Here is a 19,420-nt window from a genome sequence, read left to right as displayed (position 1 = left end):
TCTTTCCGGTGTGCCGGAATCCGGCGGGAATGCAGCTTTCGTGACGCGCGGTGAACCCCGTTCACCCGAACGGGACCACGACCACCGTGACGTTGTCGCGGCCACCGGAGTCGAGGGCGAGCGCGGTGAGCGCCCGGGCGGCCGCGATCGGGCCGTCGGCGAGCGCCGGGAGTGCGACGGCCGCCAGAGCGGCGGCCTCGGAGAGGTAGTTCCACAGCCCGTCGGTGCACAGCAGCAGCGCTCCCGGGCCCGCCGGGTGCAGCGTCACGACCTCCGCCTCCGACGACCCGCCCGCGCCGAGCCAGCGGGTGATCGCGTGGGCGCGGGGGTCGCGCGCCGCGGCGGCCTCGTCGAGCACGCCCGCGGCCACCATCTGCACGGCCCAGGAGTGATCGGTGGTGAGCGCGCGGGCCGGTTCGGCGGCCCCGGGCGCGGAGAGCCAGTAGGCGCGGCTGTCGCCGATCCAGCCGACCGTGGTGCCGTCGGCGCGGGCGAGCGCGCACACCAGGGTGCACGAGGGCGCGTGCGGATCGCCCGCGCGGCCGAGCGCGGCCACCGCGGACCCGGCGGCCAGCACCGCCGACCGCATCCGGTCCTCGGGTGGTTCGCTGCTGGTCAGCAGCACGTCGAGCGCGGTGTCGGCGGCGGTGCGGGAGGCGTGTTGCGGGGTGAGCGACGTGGACACCCCGTCGCAGACGACGGCGGCCACCGTGCCGTCGGGCCAGCGGCCCAGCGCCATCGCGTCCTCGTTGCGGTCGTGCGAGAGGCCCCGGTCGGTGACACCCGCGACCACGTCCAGGTCGGTCTCGATCCGCTCGGCGCTCCCCGGCTCCGCCATCACGCCCCCCAGCAGCAGCACCACCCCCCTCCCGGCGCCGGACGGCCGGGAGTGGAGCGCAGGGTAGCGCGCGCGTCGCGGTGCGTTCGGGAAACTCGGCCGCGGGTGATGCGGTGCCGCGCGGATCCGGCGCACCCGAACGCGGGTATGAGGTAGTCATGAGCGACCAGGCCGACCGCCTCGCCCGGTACCGATCGATGCGGGACTTCGCCGCCACCCCCGAGCCCGCCGGTGGCGACGGCGAGCCCGGGACCGGCCGGTTCGTCGTGCAGCGCCACCGCGCGCGGCGGCGGCACTACGACGTGCGCCTGGAGATCGGCGGCGTGCTGGTGAGCTGGGCCGTGCCGAACGGCCCCTCGCTCGACCCGAAGGCCCGCCAGCTCGCCGTCCACGTCGAGGACCACCCCATCGAGTACGCCGACTTCGAGGGGGTCATCCCGCGCGGCGAGTACGGCGGCGGGGACGTCATCGTCTGGGACCGCGGCACCTGGACGCCGTCGGGCACCGACGACCCGGCGCGGGCCGTCGCCGACGGCGAGCTGCACTTCGACGTGCGGGGCGAGAAGCTCGCGGGCCGGTTCGTGCTGGTCCGCACGGGCGAGAACCGGTCGGGCAAGGAGCGGTGGCTGATGCTGCACAAGAACGACGAGCACGCCGTGCCCGGCTGGGACCCGGAGGAGCACCCGCGGTCGGTCGCGAGCGGGCGCACCAACGAGGAGGTGGCCGCCGCACCCGAGGCGATGTGGCGCGGACACCGGCCGGCCGCGGAGGCCGAGGTGCCGCTCGCCCGCACCGCGCCCACCTGGGACCCGCCGACCGCCGACGAGCTCGCCGCCCTCGACGCGCTGGGCCGCAAGGGTCGCTGGACCGTGCAGGGCCTCGAGGTGGCGCTCACCAACCTCGACAAGGTGCTCTTCCCCGCCCGCGGCGACGAGCCGCCGGTCACCAAGCGCGACTTCGTCCGCTACCACGCCGAGATCGCGTCGCGCATGCTGCCGTACCTGCACGACCGCCCCGTGAACCTGCACCGCTTCCCCGACGGCGTCGACCGGCCGGGGTTCTGGCACAAGGAGATGCCGGACTACGCGCCGGAATGGCTCACGCAGTGGCGCAACGAGGAGGCCGACCCCGGCGAGACGGTCTGCTACGCCGTGGTCGACAGCGTGGCCGCGTTGGTGTGGATGGCGAACTGGGGCGCGGTCGAGCTCAACCCCTGGACCTCCCGGCTCCCCGACGTCCACGAGCCCACCTGGGCGCTCATCGACGTCGATCCGGGCGAGCGCACCTCGTTCGAGGAGGTGCTCGTGCTGGCCCGGCTCTACCGCACCGCCCTGCAGCACCTGGACGTGGCCGCCGCGCCAAAGGTCACCGGCAAGCGCGGCGTGCAGATCTGGGTGCCGGTGGCCCCCGGCTACACCTTCGCCGACACCCGCGGGTGGGTGGAGAAGGTGTCACGCGCGATCGGCCGCACCGTGCCGGACATGATCAGCTGGGAGTGGCACAAGGACCGTCGCGAGGGCCGCGCCCGCCTCGACTACACGCAGAACGCGATCAACAAGACGCTGATCGCCCCGTACAGCGCGCGCCCGGCGCCCGGCGCACCGGTGTCGGTGCCGATCACCTGGGACGACCTCGACGACCCCGACCTGCGCCCCGACCGCTGGACCATCCGCACCGTCCACGACCGGGTGGAGCAGGCGGGCGACCCGCTCGCCGAGCTGATCGGCAAGCCGCAGCGGCTCCCGGACCTGTAGCGGCGGTTCTCGGGCCTCAGGCCAGGAAGGACTGCAGGTCGTCGAGCACCCGGGACGCGCCGGTGGGGCCCAGGCCGAGGAACCACACCTCGTCGTCCACCGGGCGGGCGGTGCCCCGCTGCACGGCGCCGAGCCGGTTCCACAGGTCACCGCCGACCACCGAGCCCTCGGCGGTGCCGTCCTTCGGCCCGTAGCTGGAGTAGAAGATCCAGTCGGCGTCGGCCTCGGAGATCCGCTCGGCGGAGATCTCGACGGCGAGCTCCTCGATGTCCTGGTTGGCCGGCCGGGGCAGCCCGACGTCGCGCAGCACCACGCCGATCATCGAGAGGTTGCCGTAGAGGCGGATCTTCTCGGGCATGAAGCGCAGCAGCGAGATCGTCGGCGGCTGGTCGAACCGCTCCCGGATGGCGTCGGCCCGCCGCTGGTAGTCGTTGAGCAGCTCGGTGGCCCGCTCCTCCTCGCCGAGCACGGCCCCGGCGAGCAGCAGGTTCTCCTTCCACGGGAACCCGGGCCGGATGCTCAGCACCGTGGGGGCGATCGCCGACAGCTCGTCGTACAGGTCGTCCACCCGCAGCTGGCTGCCCAGGATCAGGTCCGGCTGCAGTGCGGCGATCGCCTCCAGACGCAGCCCGTCGAGGGAGCCGACGTTCGTGCTGCCCTGGAGCTGCGGCTGCAGGTAGGAGGGGATGGTGCCGTTCGGGGTGGCTGTCCCCACCGGCACGACACCCAGCGAGAGGGCTGCGTCGATCTCCCCGGTGTCGAGCACGACCACCCGCTGGGGCTTGTGCTCCAGCTGCGTGGTGCCCCGGGCGTGCGTGATCGTGCGCGGGAACACCCCGGGCGCAGCATCGGCCCCGAACTTCGCGGTGGCCTCGTCCGCCGTGGAGAAGAGCCTGCCGCCGGTGGCGACGTCCGTGTTGCCCGGCCCACCTTCCGCGGGCTGCGCTCCGCCACACCCGGCCACCAGCGCCAGGACGATCGCCCCGGCCGCCGCCATCCACCTCATCGAGTACTCCCTCTCCACAATTGAGGAGAGGCTAACTTGCGTTCGCTGTGCCGCTGCTGTGACGTCGCGCCCGTTCGTGGCCATGCATTGTCAAGTTTTGCCGCCATGCTGAGTGCGTGTTCGAAACCGAGACCGAGATCCAGGACCTGCAAGCGCTGATCGACACGTCGCTCGGCCGTTCCACCGCGCACCTGCAGTCGATCATCACGTCCGAACGGAGCGTGCGGGCCGAGCAGCTGGTGGGCCTGCTCACCGGGATGTGCGTGCTCGTGCTGGCCACCGTCACCGCCCGCGGCGAACCGCGCGCCGGCGCCGTCGACGGCCACTTCCTGCACGGCCGGTGGGTGTTCGGCACCAGCCGGGAGGCGGCGAAGGCGCGGCACCTGCGCGCCCGGCCCGCCGCGAGCGCGGCCCACCTGCGCGGCGAGGAGCTGGGCGTGTTCGTCCACGGCGCGGTGGAGGAGCTCAACCCCGTTGGCGCCCCCGCGCACCCGGCCTGGTCCGAGACCCTCGAGTACCTGCGCAGCTTCTACGGCGGCGACGCGTTCGACTGGTCCGAGGTCGTCTACTACCGGCTGCGGCCGACCTGGATGACCGTCTACGCGAGCGAACCGGCCCGGCTCCTCACGAGATCGGCGTAGGCGCGCCCCGCGGCGCGGCCACGGCGTCGGCCACGAGGGTGCTCGTCGGCTCCTGCGGCTGCGGTGCCGGCCGCAGCAGCGTGTCGCCGAGCGCCTTGACCGTGGCCGGCACCTCGCGCAGCCACCCGTAGACGGTGGCGGTGCCGCGCGCCCGCAGGCTCGCGTCGCCCACGCCGGTGGCGTCGATGCCCGCCGCCCCGCACAGCACCACCGCGCGCGGCAGGTGGAACTCCTGCGTGACGACGATCGCCGACCGCACCCCGAACACCTCGCGGGCCCGCACGCACGAGTCCCACGTGCGGACGCCTGCGGCGTCCTCGACGATCTTGTTCGCCGGCACGTCCGCAGCGAGCAGGTAGCGCCGCATCGCGGCGGGTTCGTCGTCGGCGCCGCTCACGAGCACGGCGTCCACCGTGCCGCGGTGGTAGAGCTCGGCCGCGATGTCCAGCCGCCGGGCGAGCAGGAGCGTCGGCCGCCCGTCGCCGCGCAGGCCGGCCCCCAGCACGAGCGCCACGGGCCGAGGCTGCGCCCGGTCCACCGTGGTGCGCCTGCTCTCGGTGGAGACGGTGAACCAGGCCAGCGGGGTGGCGACGAGGACGGGCGCCAGCAGCGCCAGGAGGATCCAGATCTTCCTGCTCACCGTTCCCAGTCTGCCGGGATCTGTGTGTGGATCTCGTCGAGCCAGATGCGGGCCGACATGTCTGACGGCGCCCGCCAGTCACCCCGCGGCGAGAGCGATCCGCCCGCCGACACCTTCGGGCCGTTCGGCAGCGCCGACCGCTTGAACTGGCTGAACCCGTAGAAGCGCTGCGCGAACACCTCCAGCCAGTGCCTGATCTCCGCCAGCGAGTACGACGGCCGCTCGTCCTCCGGGAACCCGACGGGCCAGTCGCCCTTCTGCGGGTCGTGCCACGCGTGCCAGGCGAGGAAGGCGATCTTCGACGGCCGGAAGCCGTAGCGCAGCACCTGGAAGAGCGAGAAGTCCTGCAGCGAGTACGGCCCCACCTTCTCCTCGCTGCTCTGCACCTCCTCGTCCTCGCCGGTGGGCACCAGCTCCGGGGTGATCTCCGTGTCGAGCACGTCGGTGAGCACGGCGTTCACGTCGTCGTCGAACTGCTTCGACGACACCACCCAGCGGATGAGGTGCTGGATCAGCGTCTTCGGCACCCCGCCGTTCACGTTGTAGTGCGACATCTGGTCGCCCACGCCGTAGGTCGACCACCCCAGCGCCAGCTCCGACAGGTCGCCCGTGCCCAGTACGATCCCGCCGCGCTGGTTGGCGGCCCGGAACAGGTAGTCGGTGCGCAGCCCCGCCTGCACGTTCTCGAACGTCACGTCGTACACCGGCTCACCCTGCGAGAACGGGTGCTCCAGGTTCTTCAGCATCAGCCGAGCGGTCTCGGTGATGTCCAGCTCCTCGAACGTGATCCCGAGCGCCTCGGCCAGGCGGGTGGCGTTGCCCTTGGTGCGCGTGCCCGTGGCGAACCCGGGCAGCGTGAACCCGAGGATGTCGCTGCGCGGGCGGCCCTCGCGGTCCATCGCCTTCGCCGCCACGATCAGCGCGTGCGTGGAGTCCAGGCCGCCGGACACCCCGATCACGACCTTCGGCTGCCCGATCGCCCGCAACCGCTGCTCCAGCCCGGACACCTGGATGCTGTAGGCCTCGTAGCAGTCCTGCTCCAGCCGCGACTCGTCCGACGGCACGAACGGGAACCGCTCGACCTCCCGCAGGAACCCGATGTCCCCGTCCGGCGGGTCCAGGCGGAACCCCACCGACCGGAACGCGCCGACGCGCTCGGCGTGGTGGCGCCGGTTGTCGTCGAACGTGCCCATCCGCGCCCGCTCCGCCCGCAGCAGGTCGAGGTCGACGTCGGCCACCGAGCGCCGCGGCCCCTTCGGGAACCGCTCGGTCTCGGCGAGCAGCACCCCGTTCTCCCAGATCATCGTCTGGCCGTCCCACGACAGGTCCGTGGTGGACTCCCCCTCACCCGCCGCCGAGTACACGTACGCGGCCAGGCAGCGCGACGACGCCGACCGGGCGTACAGGCACCGGTCCTCCGCCCGCCCCACCGTGATCGGGCTGCCCGACAGGTTGGCCAGCACCGTGGCGCCCGCGAGCGCGGCCTCCGCGCTGGGCGGGATCGGCACCCACATGTCCTCACAGACCTCGACGTGCAGCACGAAACCGGGCACGTCCTCGGCGGCGAACAGCAGGTCCGGCCCGAACGGCACCTCCGACCCGCCGACGCGCAGCGTGCCGCGCACGTCGTCACCCGGCGCCAGCTGCCGCCGCTCGTAGAACTCCCGGTACGTCGGCAGGTACGACTTGGGCGCCACCCCGAGCACCCGGCCCCGGTGGATCACCACCGCCGTGTTGTAGACGCGGTGCCGGTACCGCAGCGGCGCCCCGACCACGAGCACCGGCAGCAGGTCGGCCGACGCCGCGACGACCTCCTGCAGCGCGTCCTCGACGGAGTCCAGCAGCGTGTCCTGCAGCAGGATGTCCTCGATCGAGTAGCCCGACAACGTGAGCTCGGGGAACACCGCGAGCCCCACCCCGTCGTCGTGGCATTCCCGCGCCGCGCGCACCACGGCCTCCGCGTTCGCGGCGGGCTGGGCGATCGAGGTGCGGATGGTGCAGGAGGCGACTCGCAGGAAGCCGTGCCGGTAGGAGGAGCGGAAGTCCACCCGACGAGTCTGCCGGACACCGATCACCCCTGCAGCCCGCCGCCCCCAGGCAGCTCCCGCCGAGCCGCACGTCGGTGTTGTGGCGACAGCGCTGGCGTGCGGCTCGCGCTGTCCGCTGGGAGATCAACCGCACGCGGGTGCTGCGTTGGCCGCGGTGTGGTGCTGCTCGGGCTGAGCTTTGGGACGTCAGGCGGGGCGCGGGTGGGGTTGGCCGCGGTGGTGCGCGGCCCGGCGTGAGGGGCGCAAGGCGTACATCGGGGTTGTGGCGGCCGCGGTGGTGTGCGGCTCGCGCTGGGCATGGGGAGGTCATCAGTACGCGGGTGCGGTGCCGGCAGCGGTGGCGTGCTGCTCGAGCCGTTCACCGGACGGCCGGCGACGGCAGGGCGTCTCGGCGGCGCTGATGTGCTGCTCGACTGACCGCCGGAAGATCAGCCGCACGTTGGTGCGGTGCCGGCCGCGCTGGTGTGCGGCTCGCGCTGGATCCCGCGGGTGCCGGCAGCAGTTGGAGGGCCGTGGTGTGCGGGTCGGACGTGCCCGGGCCACCCCGCCCGGCCGGGACCCCTCAACCCGGCCGGGCGGCCCCCGATCAGCCCCCCGCGATCGCGACCGGCTCCTCGAGGCGCGGGGAGTCGGCGTCGGGCTGGTGGAACTGGGTGCGGTGCAGCTCGGCGTAGCGCCCATCCCGGGCGAGCAGCTCGGTGTGGGTGCCGCGCTCCACGATCCGGCCCGCCTCGAGCACGAGGATCTGGTCGGCGGCGCGGATGGTGGACAGCCGGTGCGCGATGACGATCGCCGTGCGGCCGGCGAGCGCCTCGCCGAGCGCCTCCTGCACCGCGGCCTCCGAGGTGGAGTCGAGGTGGGCGGTGGCCTCGTCGAGCACCACGACCCGCGGCTTCGCGAGGAGCAGGCGGGCGATGGTGAGCCGCTGGCGCTCGCCACCGGACAGCCGGTAGCCGCGCTCGCCGACGGTGGTGTCGAGGCCGTCGGGCAGCGACGCCACCAGCTCGCCCAGGCGGGCGCGCTCGAGCGCGTGCCAGATCTCGGCGTCGCCCGCTCCGGGTGCGGCCAGCAGCAGGTTGGCCCGGATCGACTCGTGGAACAGGTGGCCGTCCTGGGTGACGAGGCCCAGGGCCCCGCGGATCGTGTCGAACGACAGGTCGCGCACGTCGACCCCGCCGAGCTCGATCGCGCCGGCGTCGACGTCGTAGAGCCGGGGGAGCAGCTGCGCGATCGTGGACTTGCCCGCGCCCGACGACCCGACCAGCGCGATCATCTGGCCCGGCTCGGCCCGGAACGAGACGTCGTGCAGCACCTGCTCGCCGCCGCGGGTGTCGAGCCGCGCGACCTCCTCGAGGGACGCCAGCGACACCTTGTCGGCGGACGGGTAGGCGAACCCGACGCCACCGAACTCCACCGACAGCGGCCCGTCGGGCAGCGGCTTGGGCCGCTCCGGCTCGGCGACGAGCGGCGGCAGGTCGAGCACCTCGAACACCCGCTCGAAGCTCACCAGCGCGCTCATCACCTCGACGCGGGCGCTCGCCAGCGCGGTGAGCGGGGCGTACAGGCGGGTGAGCAGCAGCGCGAGCGCCACGACGTCGCCCGAGCTCACGCCGCCGGACAGGGCGAGCCAGCCGCCGACGCCGTAGACGAGCGCGAGCGCCAGCGCGGACACGAGGGTGAGCGCCGAGACGAACACCCACTGCACCATGGCGGTGCGCACGCCGATGTCGCGGACGCGGGCGGCGCGCGCGACGAACTCGCGCGTCTCCTCGGCGGGCCGCCCGAACAGCTTGATGAGCGTGGCGCCGGGCGCGGAGAAGCGCTCGGTCATCTGGGTGCCCATGGCGGCGTTGTGGTCGGCGGCCTCACGTTCGAGGGAGGCGAGCCTGCGGCCCATCCGCCGCGCGGGGAGGACGAACAGCGGCAGCAGCACCAGGGCGAGGACGGTGACCTGCCAGGACAGGCTGAGCATCACGGCGAGCGTGAGCGCGAGCTGCACGAGGTTGCCGACGACCCCGGAGAGGGTGTCGCTGAACGCGCGCTGCGCCCCGATGACGTCGTTGTTGAGGCGGCTCACCAGAGCGCCGGTGCGGGTGCGGGTGAAGAACGCGACCGGTTGACGCTGCACGTGGTCGAACACGGCGGCGCGCAGGTCGAGGATGAGGCCCTCGCCGAGCGACGCGGACAGCCAGCGCTGGACGATGCCACCCCCGGTCTCCGCGACGGCGATGGCGGCGATCAGCGCCGCGAGCCCGACGACGACGCCCAGTGATCCGCCTGTGTCGATGGTGTCGAACACGCGGCCCGCGAGCACGGGTGTGGCCACCGCGAGCGCCGCGACGACGACGCTGACCAGCAGGAACGCGATGATCCGGCGGCGGTGGGGGCGCGCGAACGCGCCGATCCGGCGCAGCGTGGCCACCGAGAACGGGCGTCTCTCCTCCTCGGCGTGGGCAGCCCGGTACATCGACTGCCACGCCACCATCTCCATGCTCATGTCTCGCTCCTCGCGCCGGTCCGTCCGCACCTACGACCCTTCGATCCGGCGGGACTCATCGGTCGGCCGGGCGGTGGGTGAGTGTGGTGCGGGGGTCCGACAGTTCTCGTCGGGTTCGCATCCTGGTCCCGGACGGTAGGAGTTGAAGTCAGGTACAGGTCAAGTAGTGGCTCCGACCTGCGGGGGAGCGAGGTCGCGGTTCGGTGACGACGCCTTGACCCGGGTGGGTGACAGGACGATGCTTTGGTGACGCTCGTCACACAGGAGGTTGTGATGACCGAGGTGCAGCGGACCTACTCGCTCGGAGTCAGCCGCCCCGAACTCGCCGTGGCGGACCTGCCCACCCCGGAGGAGGTGTTCGGCGTCCGCCGCATCCGGGCCAAGGAGCTGGTGATGTTCGCGATCGGGCCCAGCCTGATCGCCCTCGGCGTCTCGATCGGCAGCGGCGAGTGGTTGCTCGGGCCGCAGGCGGTGGGCCAGTTCGGCTTCGTCGGGATCGGCTGGGTGATCACGGTCTCGGCGGTGCTCCAGACCTTCTACAACGTCGAGTGCGCCCGCTACATCGTGGCCACCGGCGAGACCGACACCGTCGGGTGGGGCCGGGTGCCACCGGGAAAGCTGTTCTGGGTCCCGGTCTCGTTGTTCATCGTGGTCTTCGCGTTCATCGCGGGCGGGTGGGCCGCATCGGCGGGCCAAGGGTTGTACGCGCTGGTGAACGGCCACGTCGCCGACGCCGCCGAGATGCAGCAGACGCGCTGGTACGCGATCGGGCTGCTGGTCGTCGTCTTCATCATCGCCGCGACGGCCAACCGGGTCAGCCGGGCCCTCGAGCTGTCGAACTGGGTGATGGTGGGCGCGATCCTGGGGATCCTGATCGTCGTCGACCTGATCGTCGTGCCCGGGAACATCTGGTGGGAGGGCATCCGGGGTCTCGTCACGCCCGCGGCGCCGCCCGCCGGGATCAGCGCCACCCAGCTCGGGGCGCTCGCCGGGTTCACCGCGATGGCGTCGGGGCTGAACTGGTACCTGATGAGCCACTACCGCGACAAGGGATACGGGATGGGGCACCGCGCCGGCTACATCGCCGGGATGCGCGGGAGCCAGAGCGAGCTGCTCACCGTCGGGGTCACGTTCCCGGACGACGAGCGCAACGCCGGCCTGTGGCGGCGCTGGTACCGCCTGCTGCTGCTGGACATGTGGGGCGTGTTCTTCGTGGGCGCGATGCTCGGGATGCTGCTCCCGACCGTGCTCATGGCCCAGGCGGTGGCGCTCTCGGGCGAGCAGCCCACCACGGCGAACGTGCCCACGTTCGTGGCCACCGCGCTCGAGCCGGAGTACGGCCCGGGGATGTTCTACCTGATGCTGCTGATCGGCGTGCTGGTGCTGTTCTCCACGCAGCTGGGCATCTTCGAGGCGCTGGTCCGGGTGGTCACCGACGGCGCACCGGCGGTGAGCCCGCGCCTGCGCGCGCTGATCGAGCACGACCCGCGCCGCTTCTACTACCCGTTCATGATCGCGCTGCTGATCGTGATCTCGATCATCATCCACCTCGCCGTGCCGGTGGCGCTCGTGCAGTTCTCGGCGAACATGTCGAACCTGGGCGCGCTGATCTACCCGTTCCTGCTGATGTACCTCAACAGCAAGCTGCCGCGCGTCGCCCGCCCGCGGCCGTGGCACTACGTGGTGCTGGTGCTCAACTTCCTGTTCTTCGGGTTCTTCTTCGTCAACTTCGTCGCCGACTTCGTGGGGGACCCGCTGATCACGTTCTGATCGTCCGGCTCAGTGGCCGCTGCCCGTCTGCGTCAGGGCGGCGGCCAGGCCGAGCGCCACCGCCATGAGCGCCACCTCGTAGCCCGCCCACAGCAGCAGCGGCATCCGGCTGCGCGCCATCCGGCACCGGGTGAGCCAGCCGAGGCAGCCGATCACGACGAGCGCCGCCGTCTTCGCCAGCAGCAGCTGCCCGGTGCCGCTGGTCAGGTAGAGCTGCACCGCGGCCTCCCACCGCACGTGCGCGAGCGCGGGCGGCAGCCGGACGGCGGCGGTGAGCACCCCGGTGGCAGCCACCGCGAACAGGCACACGGCGGCCAGCCGCGAGAAACGGGGCAGCACCGCGACGAGCAGCCCGCGCCGGGACGCCACCAGCACCAGGATCGCGCCCAGGCCGCCCACCCACGCGGCAGCGGCCGCCACGTGAACCCCCACGCCGACGACGGCCACCACCTGGAAGGCGTGCGCCGCGGCGGCGTGGCCCGTGACGGCCGGGGTGATCACCGCGAACAGGGCGGCGGCGAGCAGGACGCGCGGCGGCACCACCTCGGGCCTGCGCACCCGCGCCACGGCGCATGCGACGACCACGGCGGTGGCGCAGGCGACGAGCAGCATGCCCTGGCCCGCGCCGAGGCGGGTGGCCCACGTGACCAGCTCGTCCGGCTCGAGCGCGGTGACGGGCCGGGCGAACGCGGCGGCCGCCCCGAACACGATCGCGAACAGGACCGTGACCAGCCACGCGCCCGCGGCGACGGCGGCCGCGCGGCCCGTGCGCGCGAGCACCGGGGCCGCCCGCCGGTCGCCGTGGGGGAGCAGCACCTCCAGCACCGCGAGGCCGACCACCGCCACGCCGGCCACGACCATCGCCGCGCGGCTCACCGTGACCGCGACGGCCGAAGCTGCGGGCGGCACGCCGTCGGCCGCGGCGGCGAGCAGGATCCCCGCGACGGTGGCCCCGACGGCGACGGCGGCCCACCAACCCACCGGGTGGAGCGCAGGTCGCGCCCGGCCGGAGGCGGTGAGCGCCATGAGCGTCCCCTGCGACATCAGCACTGCAGCCCCTCGTTCAGGCACTCGACGACCGCGTCCATGAGCTCGTCGGGCATGCCGTTGACGAAGTCGCCGTGATCGGTGGCGGGGTGGTGCTGCTGGTCGGGGAAGGTGTCGAGCGCGAAGTTGCGCCCGCCCGGTTGGTCGTAGGCGAGGATCATGCGCAGCTGCGGCACGGCCACCGAGTCCTGCGGGCACGCGCCGGTGTCCTCGTCGGGGAACGCGATGTGCGAGCGGTGGTCCTCCGAGTCGAGGTTCTCGCCGTCCCAGCAGGACGGGAAGTCGAGCACCCGCAGCAGCCTGCTCCCCTCGGGGCACAGCGGGTACTGCGTGGACGCGCGGTCCTCGAAACCCCGGCATGTCCACTGGGCGCGGACGTTGCCCGCACCGTTGGTGACCGCCTTGGCGTCACCGGTGATCACCCGCAGCAGCTGGGGCATCGGCGCCACCGGCTCGGTCGGGTTGCCGAGGAACTGCATGACGACCTGCGCGGGCTCCAGGATCTCCCCGACGTTGCCGTCGAGGCCGCCGCCGTCGTCGTTGTCGTCGGCGCCGACGGAGGAGGTGTCGCGCAGCACCGGCCAGAAGAACGTGGAGCGGTTGTCCAGCTCGCAGGTGGTGTCCGACACCAGCAGGTCGCCCGCCTCCGTTGACGCGTTGGTGGCGGCGCTGCCGAGGTAGTCGTGCATGTGCTGGGCGCCGTTCGCGGTGCCGGGGTTGGCGATCCAGTTGTCGGAGTTGCGCAGCGCCGGGTCGGGCAGCCCGCACCCGGCCACGAAGCTGCCGGTGGACGCGTTGGCGTCGGGCGTGGGCTCGGACACGAGCTGGTCGACCTGCCCGATGTCGGCGAAGTCGGCCAGTGCGGGTGGTGCGGCGTCCTCGCGGCCGGGGAAGTCGTCGTCGGCGGCCCCGTCGTCCTTCTCGTCCTTCTTCTCGTCGGCCTTCTTGCCGGCGTCTTTCTCGTCGTCCTGCTCGTCCGCCTGCTCCGCGCCGCGCTCGGCGAGCTCCTGGCTCAGCGCCTTGCCGGCGTTGGAGCCCTCCTTCTCCGTATCGGTGGCGGCGTCCTCGCGGTCGGCGTCCTCGCCGTCGGACGGCTCGTCGTCGTCGGTGGCGGCGACCAGGGCGAGCACGTGGTCGGGGGCGGGGTCGAGCGCGTCGAAGCCCGCGGCGACGGCCGCCGACGTCGAGGGTGGGCCGGACGGCGACACGGCGCCCTCCACCACCGGCGGCAGGGCGAGCACGCCGACCACCAGCAGGCCGAAGACTGCCGGGCCACCCGGACTGCGCCTGCGGCTGGGCCGGTTGCGGGCGGGGTGGCCGCGGGGCGGAGCCGGGGGGCGCTGGGGTGCGGGGAACGGCTGCGGCGGCGGGTAGGCGGCGGGACCGGCCGGACGGGTGCGGGAGCGGTCGCGCAGCAGCATGTCGAGCAGCGCCCCACCGCCGAGCACCGCGACGAACGCCAGCGCGGCCGCCAGCCACGAGGAGAGCGACGCGTCGCGCACCGCGGCCAGGACACCCGCGAGCGGTTCGCTCCCGCCGGCCGTGAGCACGGGCGCGCCGGCACCTGCCGCCGCCGCGGCCGGAGCAGGCGCCGCCGCGGGAGCGGGCGGCTCGGGGAGCGCCTCGAAGTCGACCAGCCCGGTGCTCTCGAGGTACTCGTGGTGGCGGGTGACGAACTGGGCCGCCGTGGTGGCGAACTCGCGGACCAGCTCGTTGCGCGTGCCCGCGCGCACCTGGGAGATGACCGGCAGCACCTTGCCGTGGGCCTGACGCAGGATGTTGACCGCGGTGCGGTCGAAGTCGGTGCCGGTGCGGGCCGAGATCTCCTGCATCCAGCCCTGCTGCTGGGCGGACGGCTGGCTGGGCAGGGTGGCGCCGAGCTGGTCGGCGGTGTTGCGGACGATCGCGTCGAGCTCGATGTGCTCCGTGGCGAGCCGCCCGCCGACGTCGCGCACCACCGAGTTGGCGGCCCGCTGCTGCATCTGCTGCCCGGTGGGGGTCTCCCAGAGCCCGGCCTGGCGGACCTTCACCAGCAGGTCGACGTCCGCCGCCGTGAGCGGGCCGAACTCGGTGCGGGTGGTGCCGGCCTGCTGCTCCACGGCGACACCGCCCGCGGTGCTCCCCGAGTTGAACACCGCGACCGTGACGATGACGGCCAGCACGACCGCGCCCGCCCAGCGCGCGGCCCTCGAGACAGGTGATCGCACGGCGTTCGCCTCCGCCTCTAGAACTGCTCGGTCTCTAGAACTGCTCGATGTGGATGCGGTGCTCGGGCACGCCGAGCTCCCGCAGGCTGTCGGTGACCCCGGTGACGAAGCCCGGCGGTCCGCAGATGAAGTAGTCGAGGGACGAGCGGCCGGCCGCGGGCGGCAGGACTGCGCGCAGCAGCGGCGGGCCGATGTCGCCCACAGCGCCGCGCCAGCCCGGCGGGGCGTCGCGCACGGCCTCGACGACCGTGAGGTCGAGCCGGTGCGCCAGGTGGGCGAGCTCGTGGCGGAACAGCAGCTCCTGCGGCTCCCGGGCCGCCCGGACCAGCAGCAACGGGCGCGGGTCGTGGCGGTCGGCGAGCGTGCGCACCATGCTCAGCATCGGGGTGATGCCCACCCCCGCGGCGATCATGGCGACGCCGGGTGCCGGCTGGGGGAGCAGGTCGACGCTGCACGCCCCGTAGGGCCCGTCGACCCACACCGGGGTGCCGGGCGGGAGGCTGCGCAGCAGGGTGCCGAAGTCGCCGGTGGACCGCACGGTGAACGCGCACCCGCCGCCCGCCGCCGACGAGGCGATGGTGAACGGGTGCTCCTCCCCGCCGCTGCGCGACAGGCGCAGCCAGGCGAACTGCCCCGGCGCGAACCGCAGCGGGGCGCCGCGCGGGTGCAGCACGAGGGTGCACACGCTCGGGGAGTCGTGGCGGACCTCCCGCACGACGTGCTCGCTGGACCGGCGCGCCGCCGACATGCGGTGCACGAGCCCCGCGCAGAGCACCGCGCCCAGCGCCACCAGCACCCACCGCATCACGGGGTGGGCCACCAGCTGCCCCACCAGCACCACGTGCAGCCCCGACAGGGCGATCGCCGCCCCGCCCAGTGCCAGGTGCGCCCAGCGCCACAGCTCGTAGTCCTGGCGCACCCGCCCCCGCAGCACCCCGAGGGCGATCACCGCCCCGAGCGCGAGGGTGCCCGCGGTGGCGGCGCGCGCCCGCGGTGGTGCGGCGATCCAGGTGAGCAGGGCGAGGTTGGCCGGGTCGGCGGCGATCACGGCGCCGATGTGCAGCAGCACGCTTCCCGCCGCCAGCATCCCCATGCTCCGGTGTGACGACAACAGCGCCGTGATCCCGGCGGCGCGCGACAACACCCGCAACCGGCAGACCACCAGGAACGTGCAGATCATCGCCGAGACGGCCACGAGGCCGGTGAGGTCGACGAGCACCGCCCACAGCGGCGCCGAGCCCAGCACCACCACGCGGATCGCGAGCGGCGCCAGCAGCACCACGCCGAACCCTGCGAGCCAGCGGCGCACCACCCGCGCCGACCCGCGCGCGGCCGCCACCGAACCGGGCCCGGCCTGCGCCTCGAGGGAGCTGGTCATCGCACCCCACCCCGCCGCCGGTCAGTAGCCATCGGTCGAGCCGCTCGTGCCGTGCTTGTCGGGCGCGGTGGTCTCGGGCTGCCGGGACCCCTCCGATCCGTCCTGCCCGCCGCCCGCGCGGCCGGACCCGGTGCCGGACTCGGAGGAACGCGACCGGTCCCGCTCGCCCGCAGTGCCCTCGACGATCAGCGTGCCGGTCATCTCGGGGTGGATCGTGCAGGTGAACTGGTAGCGACCCGGCTTGGTGGGCGCGGTGAAGGTGGCCTTCTCGTCCTGGTTCAGGTCCGGGGTCTCGAAGCTCCCGTCGGAGGCCGTGACGTTGTGCGCCGCCGCATCGGTGTTGACGACCTCCACCCGGGCACCCGGCGCGACCGTGGTCGGCTGCCCGAACGAGAAGCCGGCGATCCGGATCGTGGCCTCGCCGGAACGCCCGCCCGCCGCGGGCTCCAATGCCCCGCAGCCGGAGCTGCCCTTCCCGCTGCTCTCACCACGACCGGAGCCCGCCCCCTCGCCGCAGCCGGCGAGCTCGTCGGCGGAGACGCCGAGCGCCTCGATCAGGCCCTGCAGCGCGTCGAGGACCTCCTCCCGGTCGGCGTCCTCCCCGCCGCCACCACCATTACCGGTGTTCTCCTCGGTGGGGCCGCCGTCGGAGGCCAGCACCGCCCCGGACGACGAGACCGGCGCCGGCGCGGCGTTCGGCACCGCCGGCCCGTGCTCGCCGGTGATCATGACGAGGAACACCACGGCGGCGGCGAGCGCGGCCGCAGCGATCCACCTCCGGCTCTTCATCGGATCCATCGGTATCGCCGTCCTCGTACGTCGGTTGGTCACTGCATCTCGTCGGGATCGGGTCAGCCGTGCTCGGGGTCCGGCAGCGCGAACGGTGGTGCCGGAGGTGTGGGGGACGGGGCGCCGAACCCGTCGGCGACGTGCGCCGCGAGCAGGTACCACGCGTCGCGGGTGGGGCCCCGCCACAGCGTCGGGTCGATCCGGCCGCCGGTGGCGAGGTGCGGGTCGGGCGGGACGTCCACCACCGCGCGGCACCGCGCCGCGAAGTGGGAGCGGATGAGGGCGCGGTCGACGTCGGGGCTGTGCCGGTCGCCGCAGAGCACCACCACCGACTGCTCGGCCGCCACCCGGTAGCCCTCGTCGGCCAGGAAGGACAGGGTGCGGCTCGCCCGGTTGGCGCCGTCGACCGTGGGGGAGCCGACCACCACGAGGCTGTCGGCCGTGGCGAGCGTGGCCTCCATCGCCGAGTGCACCATGCCCGTGCCGGAGTCCGTGATGATCACGTTGTAGAAGCGCTCGAGCAGCGAGGTGACCTCGAGGTACTCCTCCGCGCTGAACGCCTCCCCCATGGCGGGCTCCTGCTCGCTGCCCAGCACGTGCAGCCGGCCCGCGCTGCGCGTGTACCGGGTGAGCTCCGCGACCGAGGCGAGGTTGGGCATGTCCTCGTAGAGGTCGCGGACGGTGGGCCCGCCGGGGCCGGTGAGGCGTTCGGCCAGCGTGCCCGCGTCGGGGTTGGCGTCGAGCGCCACCACCCGGTCGCCCCGCAACTCGGCGAGCACCAACCCCAGGCAGGCCGCCACCGTGGTCTTGCCGACGCCCCCCTTCACCGAGACGACGGCCACCCGGTGCGCCGAGGGCAACGGGCGCCGGATGCGGTGCACCAGCTCGATCCGGGCGGCCTCGTGCGCGCTCTGCCCCGGGTTGATGCGCCCGCCGGACGCCGCGTAGAGGGCCAGCCGCCAGCCCTCGGTGGGGGTGGCCCGCTGGTGGCGCACCAGCGCCTCGTCGGTGAGCACCGCATGGCTCGCGACGTCGACGTCGGCGGGCAGGAACCCGGTGGTGGGCTGGTAGGGCTGCGCCGGGGGCAGCCGGCTCCAGTCGGGCACGACCGGGCCCGGCGGGATCACCGGGATCTCCTCCGTGGGCGGGTCGTCGTCCCAGCTCGCCGGACGGCGGCGCGGCGCATCGGGGAAGGGATACTCGGCAGGCCCGCCGGAGCGGTGGCCGCGGTACTGCACGGTCACGGCGGCACCACCCCGTCGCGGACCTGCGGCGGCAGCGGCGGCACGACGATGACCGCCCCGATGTCCACCCGCCACTGGTCGCTGATCTCGCGCACCGGGACGAGCAGCTCGTACCAGTACGAATCCAGGCCCACCCACGCCGGATCGGAGGGTGGCGGGGCGGCGGCCGGGAACGGGAGCACGTCGGTGCTCTGGCGGACGCACGCGGGGGTGCGGGTGAGCCTGCGGAACGGCGTGACCCGCACGCGCACGTGGACGAGCAGCCGCCGCTCCGACAACGCGATGACGGCGCCGGGCAGCGCCAGCTCCCCGCGTTGCCGCCCGGTGCCCGGCCACCCGCTGGCCGCGAGGCTCTCCTCCAGCACGGGCGGCACGACGTACGGCGCGAGCGCGCGGCCCCGCCGCCCCGGGTCGGCCTCGTCCCAGGACAGGTAGTCGACGCCGAACGCGGCGGCCAGCGCCCCCGCGTCGGCGCGCCGGGCGGGGAGGGCGGCGGGTGGCGGTGCGTCGGACACCGGGTGGCCCGTGGCGGCCAGGTCGGCGGCCTCGGCCGAGCCCGGCGCGGGCGGGGGCGCCGGCCGCAGGTGCGGAGGCGGCGGGGCCTGCAGCTGCCCGGGCCGTGGGCGGGCCCGCCCGGACCGCCGGGCGGCCGGGGGACGTCGCCAGGTCCGGGGCGCGTCGGCGTCGCCGGTCATCCGGCGGCCCGGTCCTCGTCGCGGTCCAGGGCGGCGGCCACGCCCGACCCGACGCGGCCGGCCCGCGCGCCCGCCCGCTCGCGCTCGGACCCGCGCGCGCGGCCCAGCGACGAGAGCACGTCGTCGAGGTCGCTCGAGCGTTCGCCCGCGGACGCCCGGTCGTCGGCGCCGGTGCGCTGCTGCGCCCGCTCGCCGCGGTCGAGTTGGCCGAGCCGGTCGTCGGCGCGCTCGTCGACCTGCTCCTCGGCGAGTTCGTCGACCCGGGCGCGGCGGTCGTCCTCCTCGAACCTGTTGTCCTCGAGCCGGTCCTGGTCGAGCCGGTCGCGCTCGAGCCGATCGTCTCCGGTGCGCGCCGCGGTGCTCTGCTGCCGGTCGGCGCCTGCCGCGACTCCCGGCTCGAAGCCGGCCGCGGCGAGCGCGGCGGCGAGCCTGCGCGACGTGGGGTCGTCGCCCTCGGCCACGACGTCGGCGAGCTCCTGGGCGAGCTCCTCGGCGAGTGCCGAGGAGGACGTGCCCCGGTCGCGGCCCGTGTCCCGGCCTGTGTCGCGGCCTGTGTCGAAGCCGCCTGCGACGAACCGGGACGGGGAGTCGGGGAGCGCGTCGACGGGCGACGGACCTGCGGCGGCGCCTGCCGCCGTCAACACTGCGATGACGAAGCTGCCTGCATCCATTCCGCATGCCTCACAACGGGGGAGTGACGGTCGGTCGATGCGGAACCGTGGCAGCCGGAAGGGTGGATCCGAGGGCGAACGCGGGAAAACGTGTGCAGGTGTGAACGCCGGTGCGGGTGGTCACCCGGACGCTCGTGGACATCGGGGTCGCCCGACCGGCGGAGTCTGGGAGCCTGGGGATCGACACCGGAGAGG

The 19,420-nt window shown here is 74.0% G+C and carries 15 protein-coding genes; 3 read left to right on the top strand and 12 right to left on the bottom strand.

The features are described from left to right. Positions 1 to 61: 61 nt before the first annotated feature. Positions 62 to 859 carry a PP2C family protein-serine/threonine phosphatase gene (locus tag ACFPL3_RS23680; protein WP_343945623.1) on the bottom strand — a complete coding sequence of 266 codons (798 nt, stop codon included), beginning with the start codon at positions 857 to 859 and terminating at the stop codon, positions 62 to 64. Between the two features lie 137 nt (positions 860 to 996). Here ACFPL3_RS23680 and ACFPL3_RS23675 point away from each other — a divergent pair, with 137 nt between their 5' ends. Further along, positions 997 to 2,592, top strand: a complete 1,596-nt coding sequence (locus ACFPL3_RS23675) for a non-homologous end-joining DNA ligase LigD (RefSeq protein ID WP_343945624.1) — start codon at positions 997 to 999, stop codon at positions 2,590 to 2,592. Positions 2,593 to 2,608: 16 nt separating this feature from the next. On the opposite strand, the gene ACFPL3_RS23670 is transcribed toward ACFPL3_RS23675, so the two are convergent. Then, a complete protein-coding gene (locus ACFPL3_RS23670; protein ID WP_343945625.1) occupies positions 2,609 to 3,598 on the bottom strand; it encodes an ABC transporter substrate-binding protein in 990 nt (329 codons plus the stop codon). Positions 3,599 to 3,714: 116 nt separating this feature from the next. On the opposite strand from ACFPL3_RS23670, the gene ACFPL3_RS23665 reads away from it, so the two are divergent. Further along, a complete protein-coding gene (locus ACFPL3_RS23665; RefSeq protein WP_343945626.1) occupies positions 3,715 to 4,239 on the top strand; it encodes a pyridoxamine 5'-phosphate oxidase family protein in 525 nt (174 codons plus the stop codon). Here ACFPL3_RS23665 and ACFPL3_RS23660 read toward each other — a convergent pair. The 3 genes from ACFPL3_RS23660 to ACFPL3_RS23650 form a co-directional block, all read right to left on the bottom strand. Further along, positions 4,223 to 4,879 (bottom strand): SanA/YdcF family protein, encoded by a 657-nt coding sequence (locus ACFPL3_RS23660; RefSeq protein WP_343945627.1) that lies wholly within the window; start codon positions 4,877 to 4,879, stop codon positions 4,223 to 4,225. The two genes, ACFPL3_RS23665 and ACFPL3_RS23660, sit on opposite strands and share 17 nt — an antisense overlap. After that, on the bottom strand, positions 4,876 to 6,927 hold the full coding sequence (locus ACFPL3_RS23655) for an NAD(+) synthase (RefSeq protein WP_343945628.1): 2,052 nt from the start codon (positions 6,925 to 6,927) through the stop codon (positions 4,876 to 4,878). Before ACFPL3_RS23655 ends, ACFPL3_RS23660 begins: the two co-directional genes overlap by 4 nt. A 586-nt stretch (positions 6,928 to 7,513) precedes the next feature. Then, positions 7,514 to 9,394, bottom strand: coding sequence for an ABC transporter ATP-binding protein (locus ACFPL3_RS23650; RefSeq protein ID WP_343945635.1), 1,881 nt, complete (start codon positions 9,392 to 9,394; stop codon positions 7,514 to 7,516). A 303-nt stretch (positions 9,395 to 9,697) separates the two neighbouring features. Between ACFPL3_RS23650 and ACFPL3_RS23645 the strand changes: the two genes are divergently transcribed. Continuing rightward, positions 9,698 to 11,194 (top strand): Nramp family divalent metal transporter, encoded by a 1,497-nt coding sequence (locus ACFPL3_RS23645; RefSeq protein ID WP_343945629.1) that lies wholly within the window; start codon positions 9,698 to 9,700, stop codon positions 11,192 to 11,194. A 9-nt stretch (positions 11,195 to 11,203) separates the two neighbouring features. Here ACFPL3_RS23645 and ACFPL3_RS23640 read toward each other — a convergent pair whose 3' ends face one another. From ACFPL3_RS23640 to ACFPL3_RS23610, 7 genes are all read right to left on the bottom strand, one after another. After that, a complete protein-coding gene (locus tag ACFPL3_RS23640; RefSeq protein WP_379589652.1) occupies positions 11,204 to 12,238 on the bottom strand; it encodes a CopD family protein in 1,035 nt (344 codons plus the stop codon). After that, positions 12,238 to 14,448, bottom strand: coding sequence for a DUF1996 domain-containing protein (locus ACFPL3_RS23635; protein ID WP_343945631.1), 2,211 nt, complete (start codon positions 14,446 to 14,448; stop codon positions 12,238 to 12,240). The genes ACFPL3_RS23640 and ACFPL3_RS23635 overlap by 1 nt, the downstream gene beginning before the upstream one ends. A gap of 34 nt (positions 14,449 to 14,482) precedes the next feature. Next, positions 14,483 to 15,826, bottom strand: a complete 1,344-nt coding sequence (locus ACFPL3_RS23630; RefSeq protein WP_343945632.1) for a ferredoxin reductase family protein — start codon at positions 15,824 to 15,826, stop codon at positions 14,483 to 14,485. A gap of 21 nt (positions 15,827 to 15,847) precedes the next feature. Beyond that, a complete protein-coding gene (locus tag ACFPL3_RS23625; RefSeq protein WP_343945633.1) occupies positions 15,848 to 16,615 on the bottom strand; it encodes a cupredoxin domain-containing protein in 768 nt (255 codons plus the stop codon). Positions 16,616 to 16,677: 62 nt separating this feature from the next. Next, positions 16,678 to 17,859, bottom strand: a complete 1,182-nt coding sequence (locus tag ACFPL3_RS23620; RefSeq protein WP_343945634.1) for a MinD/ParA family ATP-binding protein — start codon at positions 17,857 to 17,859, stop codon at positions 16,678 to 16,680. Next, positions 17,856 to 18,554 carry a hypothetical protein gene (locus ACFPL3_RS23615; RefSeq protein ID WP_379589651.1) on the bottom strand — a complete coding sequence of 233 codons (699 nt, stop codon included), beginning with the start codon at positions 18,552 to 18,554 and terminating at the stop codon, positions 17,856 to 17,858. Before ACFPL3_RS23615 ends, ACFPL3_RS23620 begins: the two co-directional genes overlap by 4 nt. Then, positions 18,551 to 19,225 carry a hypothetical protein gene (locus ACFPL3_RS23610; protein WP_379589650.1) on the bottom strand — a complete coding sequence of 225 codons (675 nt, stop codon included), beginning with the start codon at positions 19,223 to 19,225 and terminating at the stop codon, positions 18,551 to 18,553. The genes ACFPL3_RS23615 and ACFPL3_RS23610 overlap by 4 nt, the downstream gene beginning before the upstream one ends. Positions 19,226 to 19,420: the final 195 nt, after the last annotated feature.

Source organism: Pseudonocardia zijingensis (genome assembly GCF_042657305.1).
GTDB classification, from domain to species: domain Bacteria; phylum Actinomycetota; class Actinomycetes; order Mycobacteriales; family Pseudonocardiaceae; genus Pseudonocardia; species Pseudonocardia zijingensis.
This window is presented reverse-complemented; position numbering and strand designations above follow the sequence as displayed.